Raw genomic sequence first — 14,672 nt, forward strand, 5'->3', positions numbered from 1 at the left:
CAATGGACGCATGGTCTGAGATTGTCCGCGAGCTTACGCTTAAGCTCGTAGGTTGGCCGAGTGTCACCAATACCGCTGGTGAAGGCCAGTGGTCGCAGCAGTTGGCAGAATGGTTGGGCCAACAGCCCTATTTTGCCGCTCATCCGAGCCAGCTGCGCCTAGAGCGCACCGTCGACGATGGCTATGAGCGCTCGAATCTGTATGCACTGGTGCGTGGGACTGGCCCAACCACCGTCGTTTTGGCAGGCCACTACGATGTGGTGAGTATTGAGAATTATGGTAGCTTAGCCGAGTGGGCGACTGAGCCAGAGGCGTTGCTGCCGCGCTTGATTGCGAGCTTAGAGGCCAATGGCTCAAGCCCAAGCGACCAGCTGGCGCTTGACGATTTGCGTTCAGGCGATTTTCTGCCTGGGCGCGGCGCGTTGGATATGAAGAGCGGCTTGGCGGTTGGTTTAGCGGTGCTGCTGCACTTTGCCGCCCAATCAGAGCGGCGTGGTAATTTGCTGTTTATTGCCACGCCCGACGAAGAGGAAGCTTCGCATGGCGCGCGCTCAGCGGCGATTCACTTGCATGAACTGGCCAAGGAGTGGGGCCTTGAGCTGGCAGCAGCAATTAACCTTGATGCTACCAGCGATCAAGCTGCTGGAGAGCAAGGCCAAGCGATATTTTTGGGCACGGTGGGCAAGTTTCTGCCATTAATTTATTTACTTGGGCGCGAAACCCACGCTGGCTATCCGTTCGATGGAATCAATGTTAATCGCATGGCGGCAGCAGTAACCCAAGCAATTGAGTGTAATATCGATCTCTGCGATGAGGCCGAGGGCGAGCTTGCGCCCCCACCAATTAGCCTCAAACAGAGCGACCTCAAAGCATTCTACGATGTGACAACCCCAAGCACTGCATGGTGCTATTTTAATTATTTGACCCATGGCCGCCCAGCGAGCATGGTTCTCGAGCAATTTATGGCTGTGACTCGTGAAGCCCTCGACGCAGTGCTCGCAACCCAATTTGCGCAGGCGCAACGCTATGCAGCCTTGGTTGGCTCAGCAGCGCCAGTGCGTTGGCAAGCGCAGGTGCTGAGTTATGCCGACCTTGTGGTGCGCGCGCAGCAGCATGGCGGCCCCACATTTGCTAGCAATTTGGCAGAATTCACTGCTCAGTTGCAGGCTGATCGCACCCTCGATGCCCCAAATTTTAGCCGCCAACTGGTTGCCTATCTCTGGCGCTGCGCTGGGCTGAGTGGTCCGGCAGCGGTGGTCTGCTTTGGCTCGCTGCATTATCCACATAGTTTGGTTGCTGGGCATAACGAGCGTGAACGCCGCCTACGAGCCGCCTGCGAACGCCATGCCCAAGCGCTGGCCGCCGAACACACCACCACGATTAAGCTGCGGCCATTTTTCGCTGGAATTTCGGATATGAGCTTTTATGGCAGTGCGATGGAACACGCCGATCAAACGATTGTTGCTGCCAACACGCCGCTCTGGGGTTCACGCCTGAAATTTGATTACAACCTTGTGCGCACGCTCAATCTGCCTACAATCAATATTGGGCCTTGGGGCCGCGATTACCATCAGCGGCTGGAACGGGTCTACATGCCCTATTTACTCAACACGCTGCCCGAGCTGATTTGGCGTGTAGCCAACGATGTTTTGCAGGCGGGTTGATTGACGAATCGTGTTCATGAAAGGTGGAAGCATGACTCCTGCAAGTGTTCAATTTAAGCTTGGCGATTTTACCTGCACTGTGCTTTGTGATGGCACAAGTCCAATCGCCGAACCAATGCTTAGCTCGATTTTCTTGAGCAATAGTGCCGAGTTGATTAGCGGATTTCGGGCGCTATCCAGCCCGCTTTCGATTAGCCGTAATGTTTTATTGGTGCAACATGCTGGCAAGTATGTACTGATTGATACGGGTCAAGGCCCAATTGATCCGAATGATCCTGGCCACATGAGCGAGCTGCTGGCCAAGCTGGCAATTCCTGCTACGGCAATTGAGACAATTATCATCTCTCATTATCACGGCGATCATCTTGGCGGATTATTCGATGCAGACAATAACCTGTGTTTTCCGAATGCCCGTTTGATTGTGCCCAAGCGTGAACATGAAGCGGCCATGAGCGAGGAATCGCTGGCGAAGATGAATCCGCGTAATGCACACTTCTTGCGTCAAATCGTTGAGTTTTATGGGCAGCGCTTGGAGCCGCTTGCTGCTAATCAGGAGCTTGTGCCAGGCATCAGCTACGTGGATTTGCCCGGCCATACCCTCGGCCATAGTGGTGTTGTGCTTGAATCACAAGGCGAACGCCTGTTGCACGTTGTCGATGCGATCCATGTGCCGCTCCAACTGAATGTGGTCGATGCAATTCTGAAATATGATGCTGATGCGGATCAGGCAATTGCGACGCGGCGGACGATTGCCGAACCAACCGCTGCCAATACCATGCTGATGGCGTATCATTTTCCATTTCCTGGGGTTGGCCGAGTTGTTGCCAATGCCGACCAACTCAGTTGGGAGCCTGCCGAATTTGCGTCGGCAATCCCAGCCTAAACCATAACCTGGTGCGCTCACAAACGACTCCCACGGGGGTTGTTTGTGGTTTTAGGCCTGCTTTGACAGACAGAAATGGGATGAAGCAGAAACTGGTTTTATTTTACATAATAAATATGCATTAATTAACCTTAAAATGGTGATTGACGCAGCGCGATTTTCTTGCTATGGTCTGGCTAAAGCGCTTCAATCGTTGCACAGAAAGGAATGCATATGCCAATGCTTGAAACCCTCATGCAGGCGGGGATGACCGTTCAGGAGGCGTATCGAGCTGTCCGCAACCAAATTACCCCCGCCATGATCGAGAATCTGCGTTGGATGCAGCAGCATCGGCCAGATCAATTGGCGCGCTATGCTGCCGAATGGGAACGAGCTGGCTGCACGCCGCCATGGGCCGATTTGCTCGATGGTTGGTCAAACCCTGGCACATCTAGCACAGATGCCAATGACAGCACATAAGTGCATTATTCTTGAATTAATGCTGGCTGATCGTTGCTTGATGCGCCTTCTTCCATGGTTGGCTCGGCTCCGACACTGCCCAGTGGTGGCTCGCCCAGCACGCGCAAGGTTGCGGTTGCGCCATGCTGGGTTATGCTGCTGATTCGCCCGCTTTCCAGCCAGCCGTTAATTGCCTCAATTGGCACAACAATTTCGTGCACCAAGCCAACTGCTGGGCTTGCCAACTCAGCGGTGGTTCCTGCAAAGCTCACAGCCCCATGGTTCAGCACCAGTAGATTAGTCACGATTGGTTCAATTACCACCTCGCCCGAGGTTGGCACAAGTTGGGTGGTCAGAATGCGCATGAATGTGGTTTTGCCAGCGTCATTTGGCCCCAACAAACCAAACATCCCCGCGCCAATCGAGAGCGAAATATCATCCAATGCGCGATAGCTTCCGTATTGTTTAACCAGATGTTTAAATTGACTACGATCCAATAACCAGAGCTGGCATCGCCCATGGCACGCTCAACGATCAGCGTCAGTTTCCTCAAAGTTATTGGGAAGCTCGTGGTGACGCATCATGGCGGCAGCGTCGAATTGCCCTCGTGGCTGGCCCAAGTTTGTTAGCGCTTGGGGTCGTACTTAAGGATGACGAATCCGACCTCATCCCAGCACAGGCTAATGAGCTTTAACTGTTTGATTACGAGCACCTGTGTGCATAGATTCGTTGGGTTAATGCGCAAACTAGTGCTAGCATTAGGGGTAGGTTCTCTGCTGAAAGGATAGATCATGACCGTAAGCGATCTCGACCAGTGTGCAACCGAACCCATTCATATTCCAGGCATGATTCAGGCGCATGGCTTATTGCTGGTGCTGAGCGAGCCGGATTTTCAGATTCTGCAAATTAGCGCTAACAGTTTGGATTTTACTGGCTATACGCCTGAACAGCTGTTAAATCAATCGTTAGAGTTGCTGATTACCAGCGAGCAACTTGAGTATTTACGCTCGGTTGTGGCCCACGAACAGCTCGATCAAAATCCGCTCTATCTTTGGACGGTTCCGTTGCAAGCCACGCAAAAGGTATGTGACGGGATTTTACACCGCCATCAGGGGCAGCTGATTCTTGAATTCGAGCCTACGCTCACCAGCGGTACGGGGCCACACGATGGCTACCGCATGGTGCGCAGTATCGTCGCCCGTTTGCAACAGATTCCTGAGTTTCAGCCATTTTGCGATGAAACTGTGCGTGCTGTGCGCCAACTGACCGGTTTTGATCGGGTGATGATCTATCAATTTGATGCTGATGGCCATGGGACAGTGATTGCCGAAGCGGTTGATTCCAACCAAGAATCGTTTCTCGGTTTGCATTATCCGGCCTCGGATATTCCGCCCCAAGCGCGGGCGTTGTATCTGCGCAATTGGCTGCGGCTAATTCCCGATGCGCGTTATACGCCAGTTGCGATTGTGGCCGCAGCCAAGCCCGACCATGAGCCGCTTGATTTGAGTTATAGCGTTTTGCGCAGCGTCTCGCCAGTGCATCGCGAATATCTCGCCAATATGGGTGTGCGGGCCTCGATGTCGGTTTCATTGGTTTATGAAGGCCAGTTATGGGGTTTGATTGCCTGCCATCATGCCGAGCCACACTATCTTTCGTGTACCCTGCGTTCTGCCTGCGAGGTTTTGGGCCAGTCGGTATCGTTGGCGCTGACCAGTAAAGTTCACCATCACGATCATACAGCTACCCAGCAACTGGTGGGCATTCAAACCAGCTTGCTTCAACAGATGACGACCGCTCAGCGCTGGATGGATGGCTTGGTTGAAGGCCAACATACGCTGCTCGATTTAATTGCCGCTGGTGGCGTTGCGATTCACACCAACGATGAGCTAGTGGTGCTTGGCCAAACGCCCAGCACCCAACATATTCGAGCGATTATTAGCTGGATTCGGGCGCAGCCAGCGACGATTGATGATGGCTATCACACTGCATCGTTGGCAACCAAGCATCCGCCATTTGCGGCCTTAGCTGCGGTGGCAAGTGGCGTGCTGGCATTTCCCTTGGTTGGCGCAACTGATCAATATCTGCTCTGGTTTCGCCCAGAAGAGATTCAAACGATTACATGGGCTGGCGAACCAACCAAAGCCGTCACAATCGCCGATGATGGCATTCGAATTAGCCCACGCCAATCGTTTGCCCAATGGAAAGAGCAGCGGGCCTTGCATAGTGTTGCGTGGACAGATGCAGAGCTGTCTGTTGCACGGACAATGCGCGATACGATTCGGACGCTGCTTTTGCAACAAGCTACCGCCTTGACAACGCTTAATCGTGCTTTGGAGCAAAGCAACGCCGAGCTTGATGCCTTTGCCTATAGCGCCTCGCACGATTTAAAAGAACCGTTGCGCGGCATTCACACCTATGCTCATTTTCTGCTCGAAGATTATGCCGATAAAGTTGATGATGCTGGCCAAGCTAAGCTCCAAACGATGTTGCGCTTGACTCAACGCATGGATGCTTTGCTCGATTCGCTGCTGCATCATTCGCGGCTGGGGCGGGTTGAATTGCAATTTCAGCCAGTTAATTTGGCCACGTTAATCCATGATGTGGCTGAAACCTTATTCATTCAGCCCGACATGCTTGAAATTCGCATTCCTAGCCCATTACCGCTGCTGTTTGCTGATCCGCTGCATCTCAGCGAGGTAATGCAAAATCTGCTGAGCAATGCGCTCAAATATTCGCAGGCAGCCCAAAAATGGGTCGAAATTACGGCCACAGCGCTGCCCTTGGACGCAGAGCAGCAGCCTTGGTATCGAATTGCAGTCCAAGATAATGGAATTGGGATTGCCGAAGCGCATTATGAAACGATCTTTCGGCTCTTCAAACGTCTCCACGGGCGCGATCATTTTGGCGGCGGCACGGGCGTTGGCCTGACTATTGCAAAGAAGATCATTGAGCGCCATGGTGGTATATTAGCGGTGCAATCAACGCTCGGGAAGGGCACAACCTTCACCTTTACCCTCCGTGGAGCCTAGTATGTACCAAGCATTACGCAAACGCCAACTCTTAGTTATTGATGATAGTGATGAAGACTGTGCTCTGATTGAGCGCAGTTTTTCGCGCTTTAATACTGCGCTGGAGATTGTGCGGTGTGCCGATGGCGATCAGGCACTCCATTTTTTGCACGAAACATCGGTGGCGCTGCCGCGTGGCACGCTGCCCGACCTGATTCTTTTGGATTTGAATTTGCCGGCAATGGATGGGTTTACGGTTTTAGCTGAGATCAAAACCTCACCAGTGTTGCGTCAAATTCCGGTTGTTATTCTCACCACCTCGGCCAATCCTGATGCGATCACCCGTTGTTATCAGGATGGGGCCAATAGCTACCTGGTTAAGTCGCTTAATGTCGCAGGCTTTCAACAGACGATGCACGTCCTCTATCGTTATTGGTTTGAGGTCGTGTGTCATCCTTATGGACGGTAACGAATGCTCGATTCACATGCTTGGACTATTTTGATTCTTGATGATCAGGAGGCTGATCGTTATCGTTATCGGCGCTTGATTCAGCGTGATCAGGCCGCGACCTATCGGGTGCTCGAAGCCGAAACTGCTGACCAAGCGCGGCAGATTTGGCAGACAACTGCATTGGATGTGCTGATTCTTGATTATTCGCTGCCGCCGACCGATGGCCTGCAAGTATTGATGGAGATTCTTGCTTATCCACATGCCCATGAAGTGGCCTGCATTATGCTGACTGGCGTTGGTAACGAACAGGTTGCGGTGGAGGCTATGAAGCATGGGGCCTACGATTACGTTGTAAAATCGACGGCGCTTGATCAGACATTTGTGATTACGTTACAGAAAACGATCGAGCGGGTGCAGTTGCGGCGGCAAATTGTGGCCCAGCAAGCAGCGTTACAGGCAACCAACCAGCAATTGCGCGAAGCATTAATTATCCAAGCCCGCACTGAAGCCCAAGCTACCTGTTTGGCCGAAATTGGCATGCTTCTGTATCGGTTGCAAACCGACCCAGCCAGCATTACTGGCGTATTAGAACGAATTATCCAGACGCTTGGCCAAGGCTGGATCTGTTTCGTTGCCCTGCTTGATCGTGATGAGCAATGGTTGCCTGAACTGGCGCTGGCCAGTGCGCCCGATTGTGCAGCAGTTGGCACGCAAATGATGCATGCCTATGCAAGCGATCCTCATGTTCAAGGCTGTTTAACGCGCATTATTCTGGCATCCGATAGTCTGGAATTTGCCCAATTGGTGAGCACAGCCACGCTCTTCCCAGTTGATGGCGTAAGCCAACTGTTTGCCTTGAAATCAGCTCATCACTGCTATGGCATCTTTGGCATTTACCAGTCAGCGACGATCGAGTCTGATGCAATTGATCCGCAGTTTCTGCAGGAGATTTGCTTGCGCCTGACCAATGCATTCGAGCATGCGGCGCTTTATCGCGATGCCCAAACCGCAATTGCCGATCGCGAAGCCTTTTTATCGATCGCTTCGCATGAACTCAAAAATCCGTTGGCTGGGTTGCTCGGGCGCACCCAATTGTTACAACGCCGCATGGCACGCTCAGCGCCGCTCGCCCAGATGCAAGCCGATCTGACGATGATTCTCGAACAAGGCAATCGGCTGAATACCTTGCTGAGCGAGTTGCTTGATATTTCGCGCCTGACTGAAGGCCAACTCGAAATTCAGCGTCAGCCAGTCGACCTTGGTTCGTTGCTTGATGATGTGCTGATTGCGATGCAGGCAATGTCCACCCGCCATCACATTGTCCAAGTCTCAGCGCCTGGCTCAATGATGGTGTATGGCGATGCACGGCGCTTAGAGCAGGTATTGGTTAACTTATTGCAAAACGCGGTTAAATATAGCCCCGACGGTGGCACAATTACCGTCGAAGCAACGATGCAAGCCCACGAGGTTCGCATCCAAATTCACGATCAAGGAATTGGGATTCCTAAAACAGCCTTGCCACACGTGTTTAAACGCTTTTATCGCGTGCCCTCAGAACGCATGCATATGATTTCTGGCTCTGGGATTGGCTTGTATGTGGTGAAGGAAATTGTGGCGGCTCACGGTGGTAGCATCGAGGTCGAGTCGCACGAGGGCATCGGCAGTTGCTTTACGATTCGGATTCCAACCATGAGTTCTAATCTGCCAATAGCCTAAGCAGATCTATCAAGCAACGCACTGCTCATGTGATTAAGTGAGCAGTGCGTTTTTGGTTAAGTGCTCATTTTGATTCGATTGGCACGCCGCCGAAATTGGTTTTGAACATAACGCCATCGAATGCGCCACCGACAAATTGCAGCGTCTTTGGACTACTCGCTGGAATCAGGGCAACATTATTCTTGACATCGTATATATTCCCTTGATCGGTACGGATAGCTGTAACCCCGTCAGGTACAATCATTGCTACCTTGACCAACCCAGAAGCATCGGTTTCACCAAGATAGATGCCCGAAGTGGCCAGTCGAGCTGATTTCTCACATGTTCCGGAAGCCATAAGTTGCTCCCCCGACCCAGATGTAGATAATAGGCATAGCTCATCGTTGATTGCTGGGGCTATATAATAGTGGCGCTCAGCATCTGCGATCGCCAGCCGTACCCGCGACACATCTTGAAGCCGATCATTGACAGGGAGTTGCTGAAACCCCTCAGGAAGTTTATCGCGATTGGTCATAGGGCGTTGCAAAATAGCTATATGAGGCTGTGGCAGCTCTTTACCCGAAGTTGCAGAACTACCATTTGTTGGGATTAGCGCAAGGACACCTATAATTCCAATCACAACGATAGAAAGACTAAAAATGGTAGTAATTTGAAAGCTTTCGCGTTTGCGTGAACGTAGCATAAACCCATCCTTTTATCGAGTTTCGGCATCAAAATAATCACATTTTGCGGTTATAGAATTTGAACTTGTATTCCAGCAGGCAGCTTTCAATGTTCCTGGCGAAATTACCTTGAAGGCATAACTAGAACCATAGGTTATGTATAAATTATTATTGTTGCTATCCTTAAAGTATATGGCAACCGAAGAACCATTTCCTTCGTAGATTTCGTTGTACTTTTTATACGAAAAGCCTGTGACAATCGCGTTATTCGCCAAGATAACATCGCAATGATAACGAAATCGGGGAGCGATAACTCCTGAACATGCAGCCATAGCAGAAGATGGCGCAGTTATCATGCTCGTTGCAACAAGTATGATAATCAGCAGCAAACGCCAATGATGAGCAGAAGCATGCTTATTTGGGCCAATTAATGCTCAAAATTTAAATAGTTGAAACAACATCAAACCTCTCCTTAATCAACATGAAGCGATTGATTTGAGAAAGTGGAGGATGTAAGGCTGGAGTCTCTCAAAAACATACTACCAGCATGATCATATTTTTGTCAATAGAATAATTAAAAAATCCTGAAATACCCAATCTTGATCTGAATAGGAGTATTTTTCCATGCGTGATATAGTGCTGATTCTGATTTTTAGCGTGGTAGCAATACTGCAACTTCGCTATCCTAAGCTATTTTTTCAACTGACTTTTTTTCGCGACCCCAGCCAGGCAACTCCAGCCCATTACGCATTACTCCGAGGCATTGCTCTATTTAATCTTGTTCTTGTGCTGATACTGCTTAGTTGTGTAATCTTGGTATTTATCTGAGCACGATTGAGTGATTTGGTGAATGAGATTTGCATAGGTTTCAGCGCTCACTCTGCATGGTTAAGTCAGATAGACACTGGTTTTGCAAATTGGACAGATTCCCTGCTTGAGATTACAGTAGAGTTGCGTGCCACAGGTGCGGCAGATTGCGAATTGACAAAACCCATGATCAGGGCCAACCCATGCTGGATCTACCTGTGTGTTATATGTTTCGTTATAGGTGGCGAAATCAGGATAGGCAATCGCGTGGATTTCCCATGGCTCCCAAGCAAGGGTTCCATCGGGCATTTGCTCATAGAGCCGGGTCGCGCTTCCTAGGAAAAAATGCGATTGGACAATCGGAACATCGGTTCCGGTTAATGTTCGATCGGCAAAAACTCGTTGCAGAATTGCTAGTAACACTTCATCAGGAGCCGCTTGCAAGGTTTCAATCAGCGCATAGTGGTCAGGTGTGAGGCTATCCATAAAACTTTTTCCTTCTCCAATTCTATTATTAATCTAATTTAGCAGAGTGCAATGATTTGAATATCGGTCGTTTGTTGTAGGCGGTATGCCAAAGGCTCCTCGTCTATAACGAGGAGCCTTTAATTTAGGGGCTTTTGATGATTACTGTTTAGGCGACATCAAAGCTCCATGTAACCCCAAAGCGATCGGTCAGCATCCCAAAGAGCTGTGCCCATGGCGATTGGGCGATTGGCTCGATGATTGTTGCCTCAACTGCTAGTTGCTCCCACAGTTCCAACAATTCGTTGGGCTGCTCGCCGCGCAAGGCAATAAAAAATGGTGCTTGGGTGATCGTCATGCCATGTTCGCGGTAGGTTGTCGGTTGCGCTGTTGGCGCTGCTGGAGTTGGCACATCGTAGGCCATGAGTTGAAAGCCGCTATCGGCAATAACTTGGCCCCACACAATCTGATTGGCAAGTGGCGTTGTTTGAGGTGCACCAAAATCGCCGTAGGTTCGCACTGTTAGTGTACCGCCAAATACGGCCTGATAAAATTCGAGCGCTTGGCGAGCATTGCCATGAAAGTTCAAATGGGTAATTGCGGTGATCGACATCGAATGGCTCCTTGCTTGATGATTGCTGAAATGAGCAGCGACAGCACAACAACTGCTATCTACCAATGAGTATAGAGTATGATTAGGTCAGAATCAGTCCTAATTAATGAAAGATACGTGTATGTATAGTCCAACCACCCGTTTATTGACGATCCTCGAATTATTGCAATCGCATCGCCAGTTGAGCGGTTCGCAACTGGCCAGTCGGCTTGAAATTAGCTCGCGCTCAATCCGGCGCTATATTGTGATGTTGCAGGATATGGGGATTCCAATCGAGGCTGAGCGTGGCCCAGATGGAGCCTACTATCTCGGGCGAGGGGTTAAACTGCCGCCGCTGATGATCACCAATCAAGAGGCAAGCGCCTTGGTGCTGGGCTTACTCGTGCTTCAGGCCTTTCATTTTCCAGTCGAGTTGGTGGCAATTGAGGGTGCGTTGGCCAAGCTTGAGCGGGTTATGCCCGAAGCGCTCTTAGAGCAAGTGCGCGCCTTGCAAGCAGCGTTGAGTTTTAATGTTAAGGCCTCACCAACCGCATTGCAGCCAAACGTGGTTGGGCGCTTGAGTTTGGCGGTGCATACATGTCAGTCGCTGAGCATGCGCTATATGTCACTCAACGGAGCTGAATCAACCAGACTGTTTGATCCATATGGAGTTGTGTATTATCAGGGGTTTTGGTATGCGGTGGGCTATTGCCATACGCGCCGCGATTTGCGCACCTTTCGGCTTGATCGAATCAGCGAGCTACAAGCAACAGATCAAACATTCGCCAAGCCTGTGGGTTTTGATCCTATCCAATATGTGCACACTTCATTTGCTACCATGCCTGGCCAATATCCGATTGAGATTGTGCTTGAGGCTAGTATGAGCCACGTGCAGCAGGTGCTGCCGCCCGCTGCTGGCAGCTTCGAAGCAACCCCAGCAGGCATTATTTGGCGGCGTGAGGTCGCTGATTTATGGCCCACCGCCCATCTTCTACTCCAATTTGATTTTCCTGTGAACATTCGTCAGCCCGCCGAGCTACGCACGATTATGCAGCAACTTGCAGCTAAAGCGTTGCGTTTATCGGAAGAATAGTCTGTTGTACAAATTGATAAATTGATTTTTCGAACTAAACATAGGATTATAGCCACGCCATAGAATAGAGATTTTTGAATTGAGGCAACATCATGCGACGCTGGCTAGGTATTGGAATCGGATTGATTGTGCTGGTTGGGATTGGCTGGTTTGTAATTAACGGGTTTGCTGCGGCGGAACCTCGGCGCGCGGTGTATCGCGGCTCAGCGGCAAGTATTGCATTGCGGGGCGATGCATTTACGAAGGCAGGCGTGACGGTGCAATCAACGAGCGATCCGCTACCAACCTATCCATTGAGCATCCTCTATCTTGATGCAGAAGCACTCAATCTGATTGATCTGGAGTGGCTACGAACACGCTATGAACGTGAAACTATGATTGTTGGGGTTGATGTGCAAGCGATCGTCTTGAGTGCAGGCCTAAACAGTCCGTTGACGGCGGACAATCTGGAATTGCGCGACAATCAGATTATTACATCGACCGCCTTGAAAATAAACGGAATCTTTAAGAATGGCGAAAGCCTCGGCGTAAGCTATGCTCCTAACATTAGCCGCTTGATTAGCGAAACTCAGGAAGAATATCGCCGAAGTACCGAGTGATGGTGGCAGGCCGATAATCGTATACAAACGCTCCAGAATCAACTACTATGAAGCCGAGATGCTTTTGGTTGTGTCAAGGAGAATTTGGATGCAGCATTTAGCGCAAGAACAAAAACCAATTCCTGCAATTATCAACTTAACTGATCGCCAGTTTAAGGCTGATCCATTTACGGTGTATGCCCGTTTGCGCCGCGATCAGCCAGTGGCCAAAGCCAGACTTGGCTCGCTGCAAACCTGGATCGTGACCCGCTACGCTGATGTGGTTGAGATTCTGAAAAATGATCGGCTCTTTGTCAAAAACTATAAAAACGCCCAATCGTTGGAGCAGCAACGCAAACGGCCTTGGATGCCCAAACTCTTTGAGGCGCTTGAATCGAATATGCTCGATCAAGATAGCCCTGACCATGGCCGCTTGCGCGCATTAGTGCATAAAGCCTTCACACCCCAACGGGTCGAGGAAATGCGCCCGCGCATTCAACAGATTGCCGAAGCCTTATTAATGAGCACCCAACAACGTGGCCGAGGCGATTTGATTGCCGATTTTGCCTTGCCATTGCCGCTCACAGTCATCGTTGAATTATTGGGTATTCCCAGCGAAGATCGCCAGAAATTTCATCGCTGGTCAAAATATGTTTTGAGCACGCCAACGATTGGCAATGTGCTGTTGGCAATTCCCGCGATTATGGCGCAGATGAAATATCTGAAACTGTTATTTGCCCAACGCCGCAACGAACCGCAAGCTGATTTGCTGACCGCCTTGGTGCAGGCCGAAGCTGATGGCGATCGGTTCAGCGAAGACGAATTGGTGGCGATGGTCTTTTTGTTGATGCTGGCTGGCCATGAAACAACCGTCAATTTGCTTTCATCGGGCACGTTGGCCTTGTTGCAAAATCCTGAGCAATTGGCCTTATTGCGCCGTTCGCCAGAGCTGATCAAATCGGCAGTTGAGGAGTTAGTGCGGTTTACGGCTCCGGTTGAAACCGCCACCGAGCGCTATGCCGCCGAAGATGTAATCGTTGCCGATACCAAAATTGCCAAAGGCGATCTGCTATTGGTTGCGTTGGCCTCGGCCAATCGTGATGAGCAGCAATTTTCTCATCCTGATGAACTAGACATAACACGTGAAAAAAATCGTCATGTTGGCTTTGGGCTGGGCATTCACTACTGTTTAGGAGCGCCATTAGCCCGTATGGAAGCCCAAATTGGGCTGCGATTGCTGTTTGATCTGCGGCCAAATTTGCGTTTGGCAGTGCCCGCTGCGCAATTGCGCTGGCGCTCAACCGCTGTTGTGCGTGGCTTGCAAAGCTTGCCAGTTGCATGGTAATGGTTTAAATAGCACTAAAATACGAAGCAGCGCCAGCAACTATTCGATTGCTGACGCTGCTTGCTACTCAACATAACGATAATTTGGGTTTACTTGTAGCTTTGTAAAAAAGCCAGCAAGTCGCTGGTGACTTGGGTTTTGTGGCTGGCTAAAAGGCCATGCGGCGCATCGTCGTACTCATGAACTTGGGCGTTGGGTAGGGCTGCGGCAACCGCGCGGGCGGTTGGCTCAATTGGCACAATCGCATCGCCAGTTCCATGAATCACCAAGGTCGGCACGCTGATTGCCGCCAGATCTGGCCGAAAATCGGTTTGTGAAAACGCCGTAATACACTCGAGAGTTGCTTTAAGGCCAGCCTGCATGGCCAATTGTTGCGACCAAGCAATCACTTCAGGGCTGACAGGCCGACTAATCACACCGACTCCATAAAAATCTTTGAAGAAGGTAGCATAAAAGGCGGCCCGATCTTTGGTGATTTGGGCTTGCATGGTTTCAAACACGCTTGCTGCAACGCCGTCGGGATTATCATCGCTGCGCAAAAGATACGGTACAACCGAGCCAATCAGGGCCGCTTGCGCAACATGTGCACCCTTGTGGCGTTGAAAATAGCGGGCCACTTCGCCGCCGCCCATCGAAAACCCAACCAGCGTTGCTTGGGTTGCATTGGTCGCAGTAAGCACATCGGCGAGATCGTCGGCAAAGGTATCGTAGTCATAGCCTGTCCATGGTTGCTCAGAGCGGCCAAAGCCTCGTCGATCGTAGGCAATCACCTCAAATCCCGCTGCCGCAATCGGCAATGCCACATCATCCCAGGTATCGGCAGTCAAGGGCCAGCCATGAATCAAGATGACTGGTCGACCTGAACCCCAGCGTTTGGCATACAGCTGAACCCCATCACGGGTTGTAATCTGCATAAACATACTCCTTGTTCTTTCATCTTATGCTGGTGATGCATAATGCTGCTGCCCTT

General features: G+C 50.7%; 14 protein-coding genes. 9 read left to right on the forward strand and 5 right to left on the reverse strand.

Going from position 1 to position 14,672, the window contains the following annotated elements:
• The first annotated feature begins 2 nt into the window (after window positions 1–2).
• From JOD20_RS18410 to JOD20_RS18420, 3 genes are all read left to right on the forward strand, one after another.
• Entirely contained in the window at window positions 3–1,664 is a 1,662-nt protein-coding gene (locus tag JOD20_RS18410) for a M20/M25/M40 family metallo-hydrolase (protein ID WP_204756676.1), read from the forward strand.
• Between the two features lie 31 nt (window positions 1,665–1,695).
• Window positions 1,696–2,547 carry an MBL fold metallo-hydrolase gene (locus tag JOD20_RS18415; RefSeq protein ID WP_204756677.1) on the forward strand — a complete coding sequence of 284 codons (852 nt, stop codon included), beginning with the start codon at window positions 1,696–1,698 and terminating at the stop codon, window positions 2,545–2,547.
• A gap of 213 nt (window positions 2,548–2,760) precedes the next feature.
• Window positions 2,761–3,006: a hypothetical protein gene (locus tag JOD20_RS18420; RefSeq protein ID WP_204756678.1), complete on the forward strand. Its 246-nt coding sequence runs from the start codon at window positions 2,761–2,763 to the stop codon at window positions 3,004–3,006.
• Between the two features lie 5 nt (window positions 3,007–3,011).
• Here the strand turns inward: JOD20_RS18420 and JOD20_RS18425 are convergent, their stop codons facing one another.
• Window positions 3,012–3,428 carry an ATP-binding cassette domain-containing protein gene (locus JOD20_RS18425; RefSeq protein ID WP_204756679.1) on the reverse strand — a complete coding sequence of 139 codons (417 nt, stop codon included), beginning with the start codon at window positions 3,426–3,428 and terminating at the stop codon, window positions 3,012–3,014.
• A 348-nt stretch (window positions 3,429–3,776) separates the two neighbouring features.
• On the opposite strand from JOD20_RS18425, the gene JOD20_RS18430 reads away from it, so the two are divergent.
• Genes JOD20_RS18430 through JOD20_RS18440 form a run of 3 tightly spaced genes read left to right on the forward strand, consistent with a single transcriptional unit; the run spans window position 3,777 to window position 8,160 of the window.
• Window positions 3,777–6,014, forward strand: coding sequence for an ATP-binding protein (locus tag JOD20_RS18430; protein ID WP_204756680.1), 2,238 nt, complete (start codon window positions 3,777–3,779; stop codon window positions 6,012–6,014).
• 1 nt (window position 6,015) lies between these two features.
• Window positions 6,016–6,462 carry a response regulator gene (locus tag JOD20_RS18435; RefSeq protein ID WP_204756681.1) on the forward strand — a complete coding sequence of 149 codons (447 nt, stop codon included), beginning with the start codon at window positions 6,016–6,018 and terminating at the stop codon, window positions 6,460–6,462.
• Between the two features lie 3 nt (window positions 6,463–6,465).
• Window positions 6,466–8,160: an ATP-binding response regulator gene (locus tag JOD20_RS18440; RefSeq protein WP_204756682.1), complete on the forward strand. Its 1,695-nt coding sequence runs from the start codon at window positions 6,466–6,468 to the stop codon at window positions 8,158–8,160.
• 64 nt (window positions 8,161–8,224) lie between these two features.
• Here JOD20_RS18440 and JOD20_RS18445 read toward each other — a convergent pair whose 3' ends face one another.
• The 3 genes from JOD20_RS18445 to JOD20_RS18455 form a co-directional block, all read right to left on the reverse strand.
• Window positions 8,225–8,842, reverse strand: a complete 618-nt coding sequence (locus JOD20_RS18445) for a hypothetical protein (RefSeq protein WP_204756683.1) — start codon at window positions 8,840–8,842, stop codon at window positions 8,225–8,227.
• Between the two features lie 868 nt (window positions 8,843–9,710).
• A complete protein-coding gene (locus tag JOD20_RS18450; protein WP_204756684.1) occupies window positions 9,711–10,115 on the reverse strand; it encodes a hypothetical protein in 405 nt (134 codons plus the stop codon).
• A gap of 148 nt (window positions 10,116–10,263) precedes the next feature.
• Window positions 10,264–10,707, reverse strand: a complete 444-nt coding sequence (locus JOD20_RS18455; protein ID WP_204756685.1) for a VOC family protein — start codon at window positions 10,705–10,707, stop codon at window positions 10,264–10,266.
• A 121-nt stretch (window positions 10,708–10,828) separates the two neighbouring features.
• Between JOD20_RS18455 and JOD20_RS18460 the strand changes: the two genes are divergently transcribed.
• The 3 genes from JOD20_RS18460 to JOD20_RS18470 all read left to right on the forward strand — a co-directional run bounded on the left by JOD20_RS18460 (window position 10,829) and on the right by JOD20_RS18470 (window position 13,702).
• The gene (locus JOD20_RS18460; protein WP_204756686.1) at window positions 10,829–11,779 is read left to right on the forward strand and encodes a helix-turn-helix transcriptional regulator; all 951 of its coding nucleotides are present in this window, start codon (window positions 10,829–10,831) and stop codon (window positions 11,777–11,779) included.
• Between the two features lie 92 nt (window positions 11,780–11,871).
• Complete coding sequence (locus JOD20_RS18465) at window positions 11,872–12,378, forward strand: hypothetical protein (protein WP_204756687.1); 507 nt, start codon at window positions 11,872–11,874, stop codon at window positions 12,376–12,378.
• A gap of 88 nt (window positions 12,379–12,466) precedes the next feature.
• Window positions 12,467–13,702, forward strand: coding sequence for a cytochrome P450 family protein (locus JOD20_RS18470; RefSeq protein ID WP_204756688.1), 1,236 nt, complete (start codon window positions 12,467–12,469; stop codon window positions 13,700–13,702).
• Between the two features lie 89 nt (window positions 13,703–13,791).
• On the opposite strand, the gene JOD20_RS18475 is transcribed toward JOD20_RS18470, so the two are convergent.
• A complete protein-coding gene (locus tag JOD20_RS18475; RefSeq protein WP_204756689.1) occupies window positions 13,792–14,616 on the reverse strand; it encodes an alpha/beta fold hydrolase in 825 nt (274 codons plus the stop codon).
• Between the last annotated feature and the right edge of the window lie 56 nt (window positions 14,617–14,672).

Source organism: Herpetosiphon giganteus, from assembly GCF_016907925.1.
In the GTDB taxonomy this organism is placed as follows: Bacteria; Chloroflexota; Chloroflexia; order Chloroflexales; family Herpetosiphonaceae; genus Herpetosiphon; species Herpetosiphon giganteus.

Excerpts from the sequence above, each read along its gene's own strand:
- JOD20_RS18455 (WP_204756685.1), bottom strand. The coding sequence starts at position 10,707 with ATGTCGATCACCGCAATTACCCATTTGAACTTTCATGGCAATGCTCGC.
- JOD20_RS18415 (WP_204756677.1), top strand. The coding sequence starts at position 1,696 with ATGACTCCTGCAAGTGTTCAATTTAAGCTTGGCGATTTTACCTGCACT.
- JOD20_RS18445 (WP_204756683.1), bottom strand. The coding sequence starts at position 8,842 with ATGCTACGTTCACGCAAACGCGAAAGCTTTCAAATTACTACCATTTTT.
- JOD20_RS18450 (WP_204756684.1), bottom strand. The coding sequence starts at position 10,115 with ATGGATAGCCTCACACCTGACCACTATGCGCTGATTGAAACCTTGCAA.
- JOD20_RS18470 (WP_204756688.1), top strand. The coding sequence starts at position 12,467 with ATGCAGCATTTAGCGCAAGAACAAAAACCAATTCCTGCAATTATCAAC.
- JOD20_RS18435 (WP_204756681.1), top strand. The coding sequence starts at position 6,016 with ATGTACCAAGCATTACGCAAACGCCAACTCTTAGTTATTGATGATAGT.
- JOD20_RS18440 (WP_204756682.1), top strand. The coding sequence starts at position 6,466 with ATGCTCGATTCACATGCTTGGACTATTTTGATTCTTGATGATCAGGAG.
- JOD20_RS18420 (WP_204756678.1), top strand. The coding sequence starts at position 2,761 with ATGCCAATGCTTGAAACCCTCATGCAGGCGGGGATGACCGTTCAGGAG.
- JOD20_RS18475 (WP_204756689.1), bottom strand. The coding sequence starts at position 14,616 with ATGCAGATTACAACCCGTGATGGGGTTCAGCTGTATGCCAAACGCTGG.
- JOD20_RS18465 (WP_204756687.1), top strand. The coding sequence starts at position 11,872 with ATGCGACGCTGGCTAGGTATTGGAATCGGATTGATTGTGCTGGTTGGG.
- JOD20_RS18410 (WP_204756676.1), top strand. The coding sequence starts at position 3 with ATGGACGCATGGTCTGAGATTGTCCGCGAGCTTACGCTTAAGCTCGTA.
- JOD20_RS18430 (WP_204756680.1), top strand. The coding sequence starts at position 3,777 with ATGACCGTAAGCGATCTCGACCAGTGTGCAACCGAACCCATTCATATT.
- JOD20_RS18460 (WP_204756686.1), top strand. The coding sequence starts at position 10,829 with ATGTATAGTCCAACCACCCGTTTATTGACGATCCTCGAATTATTGCAA.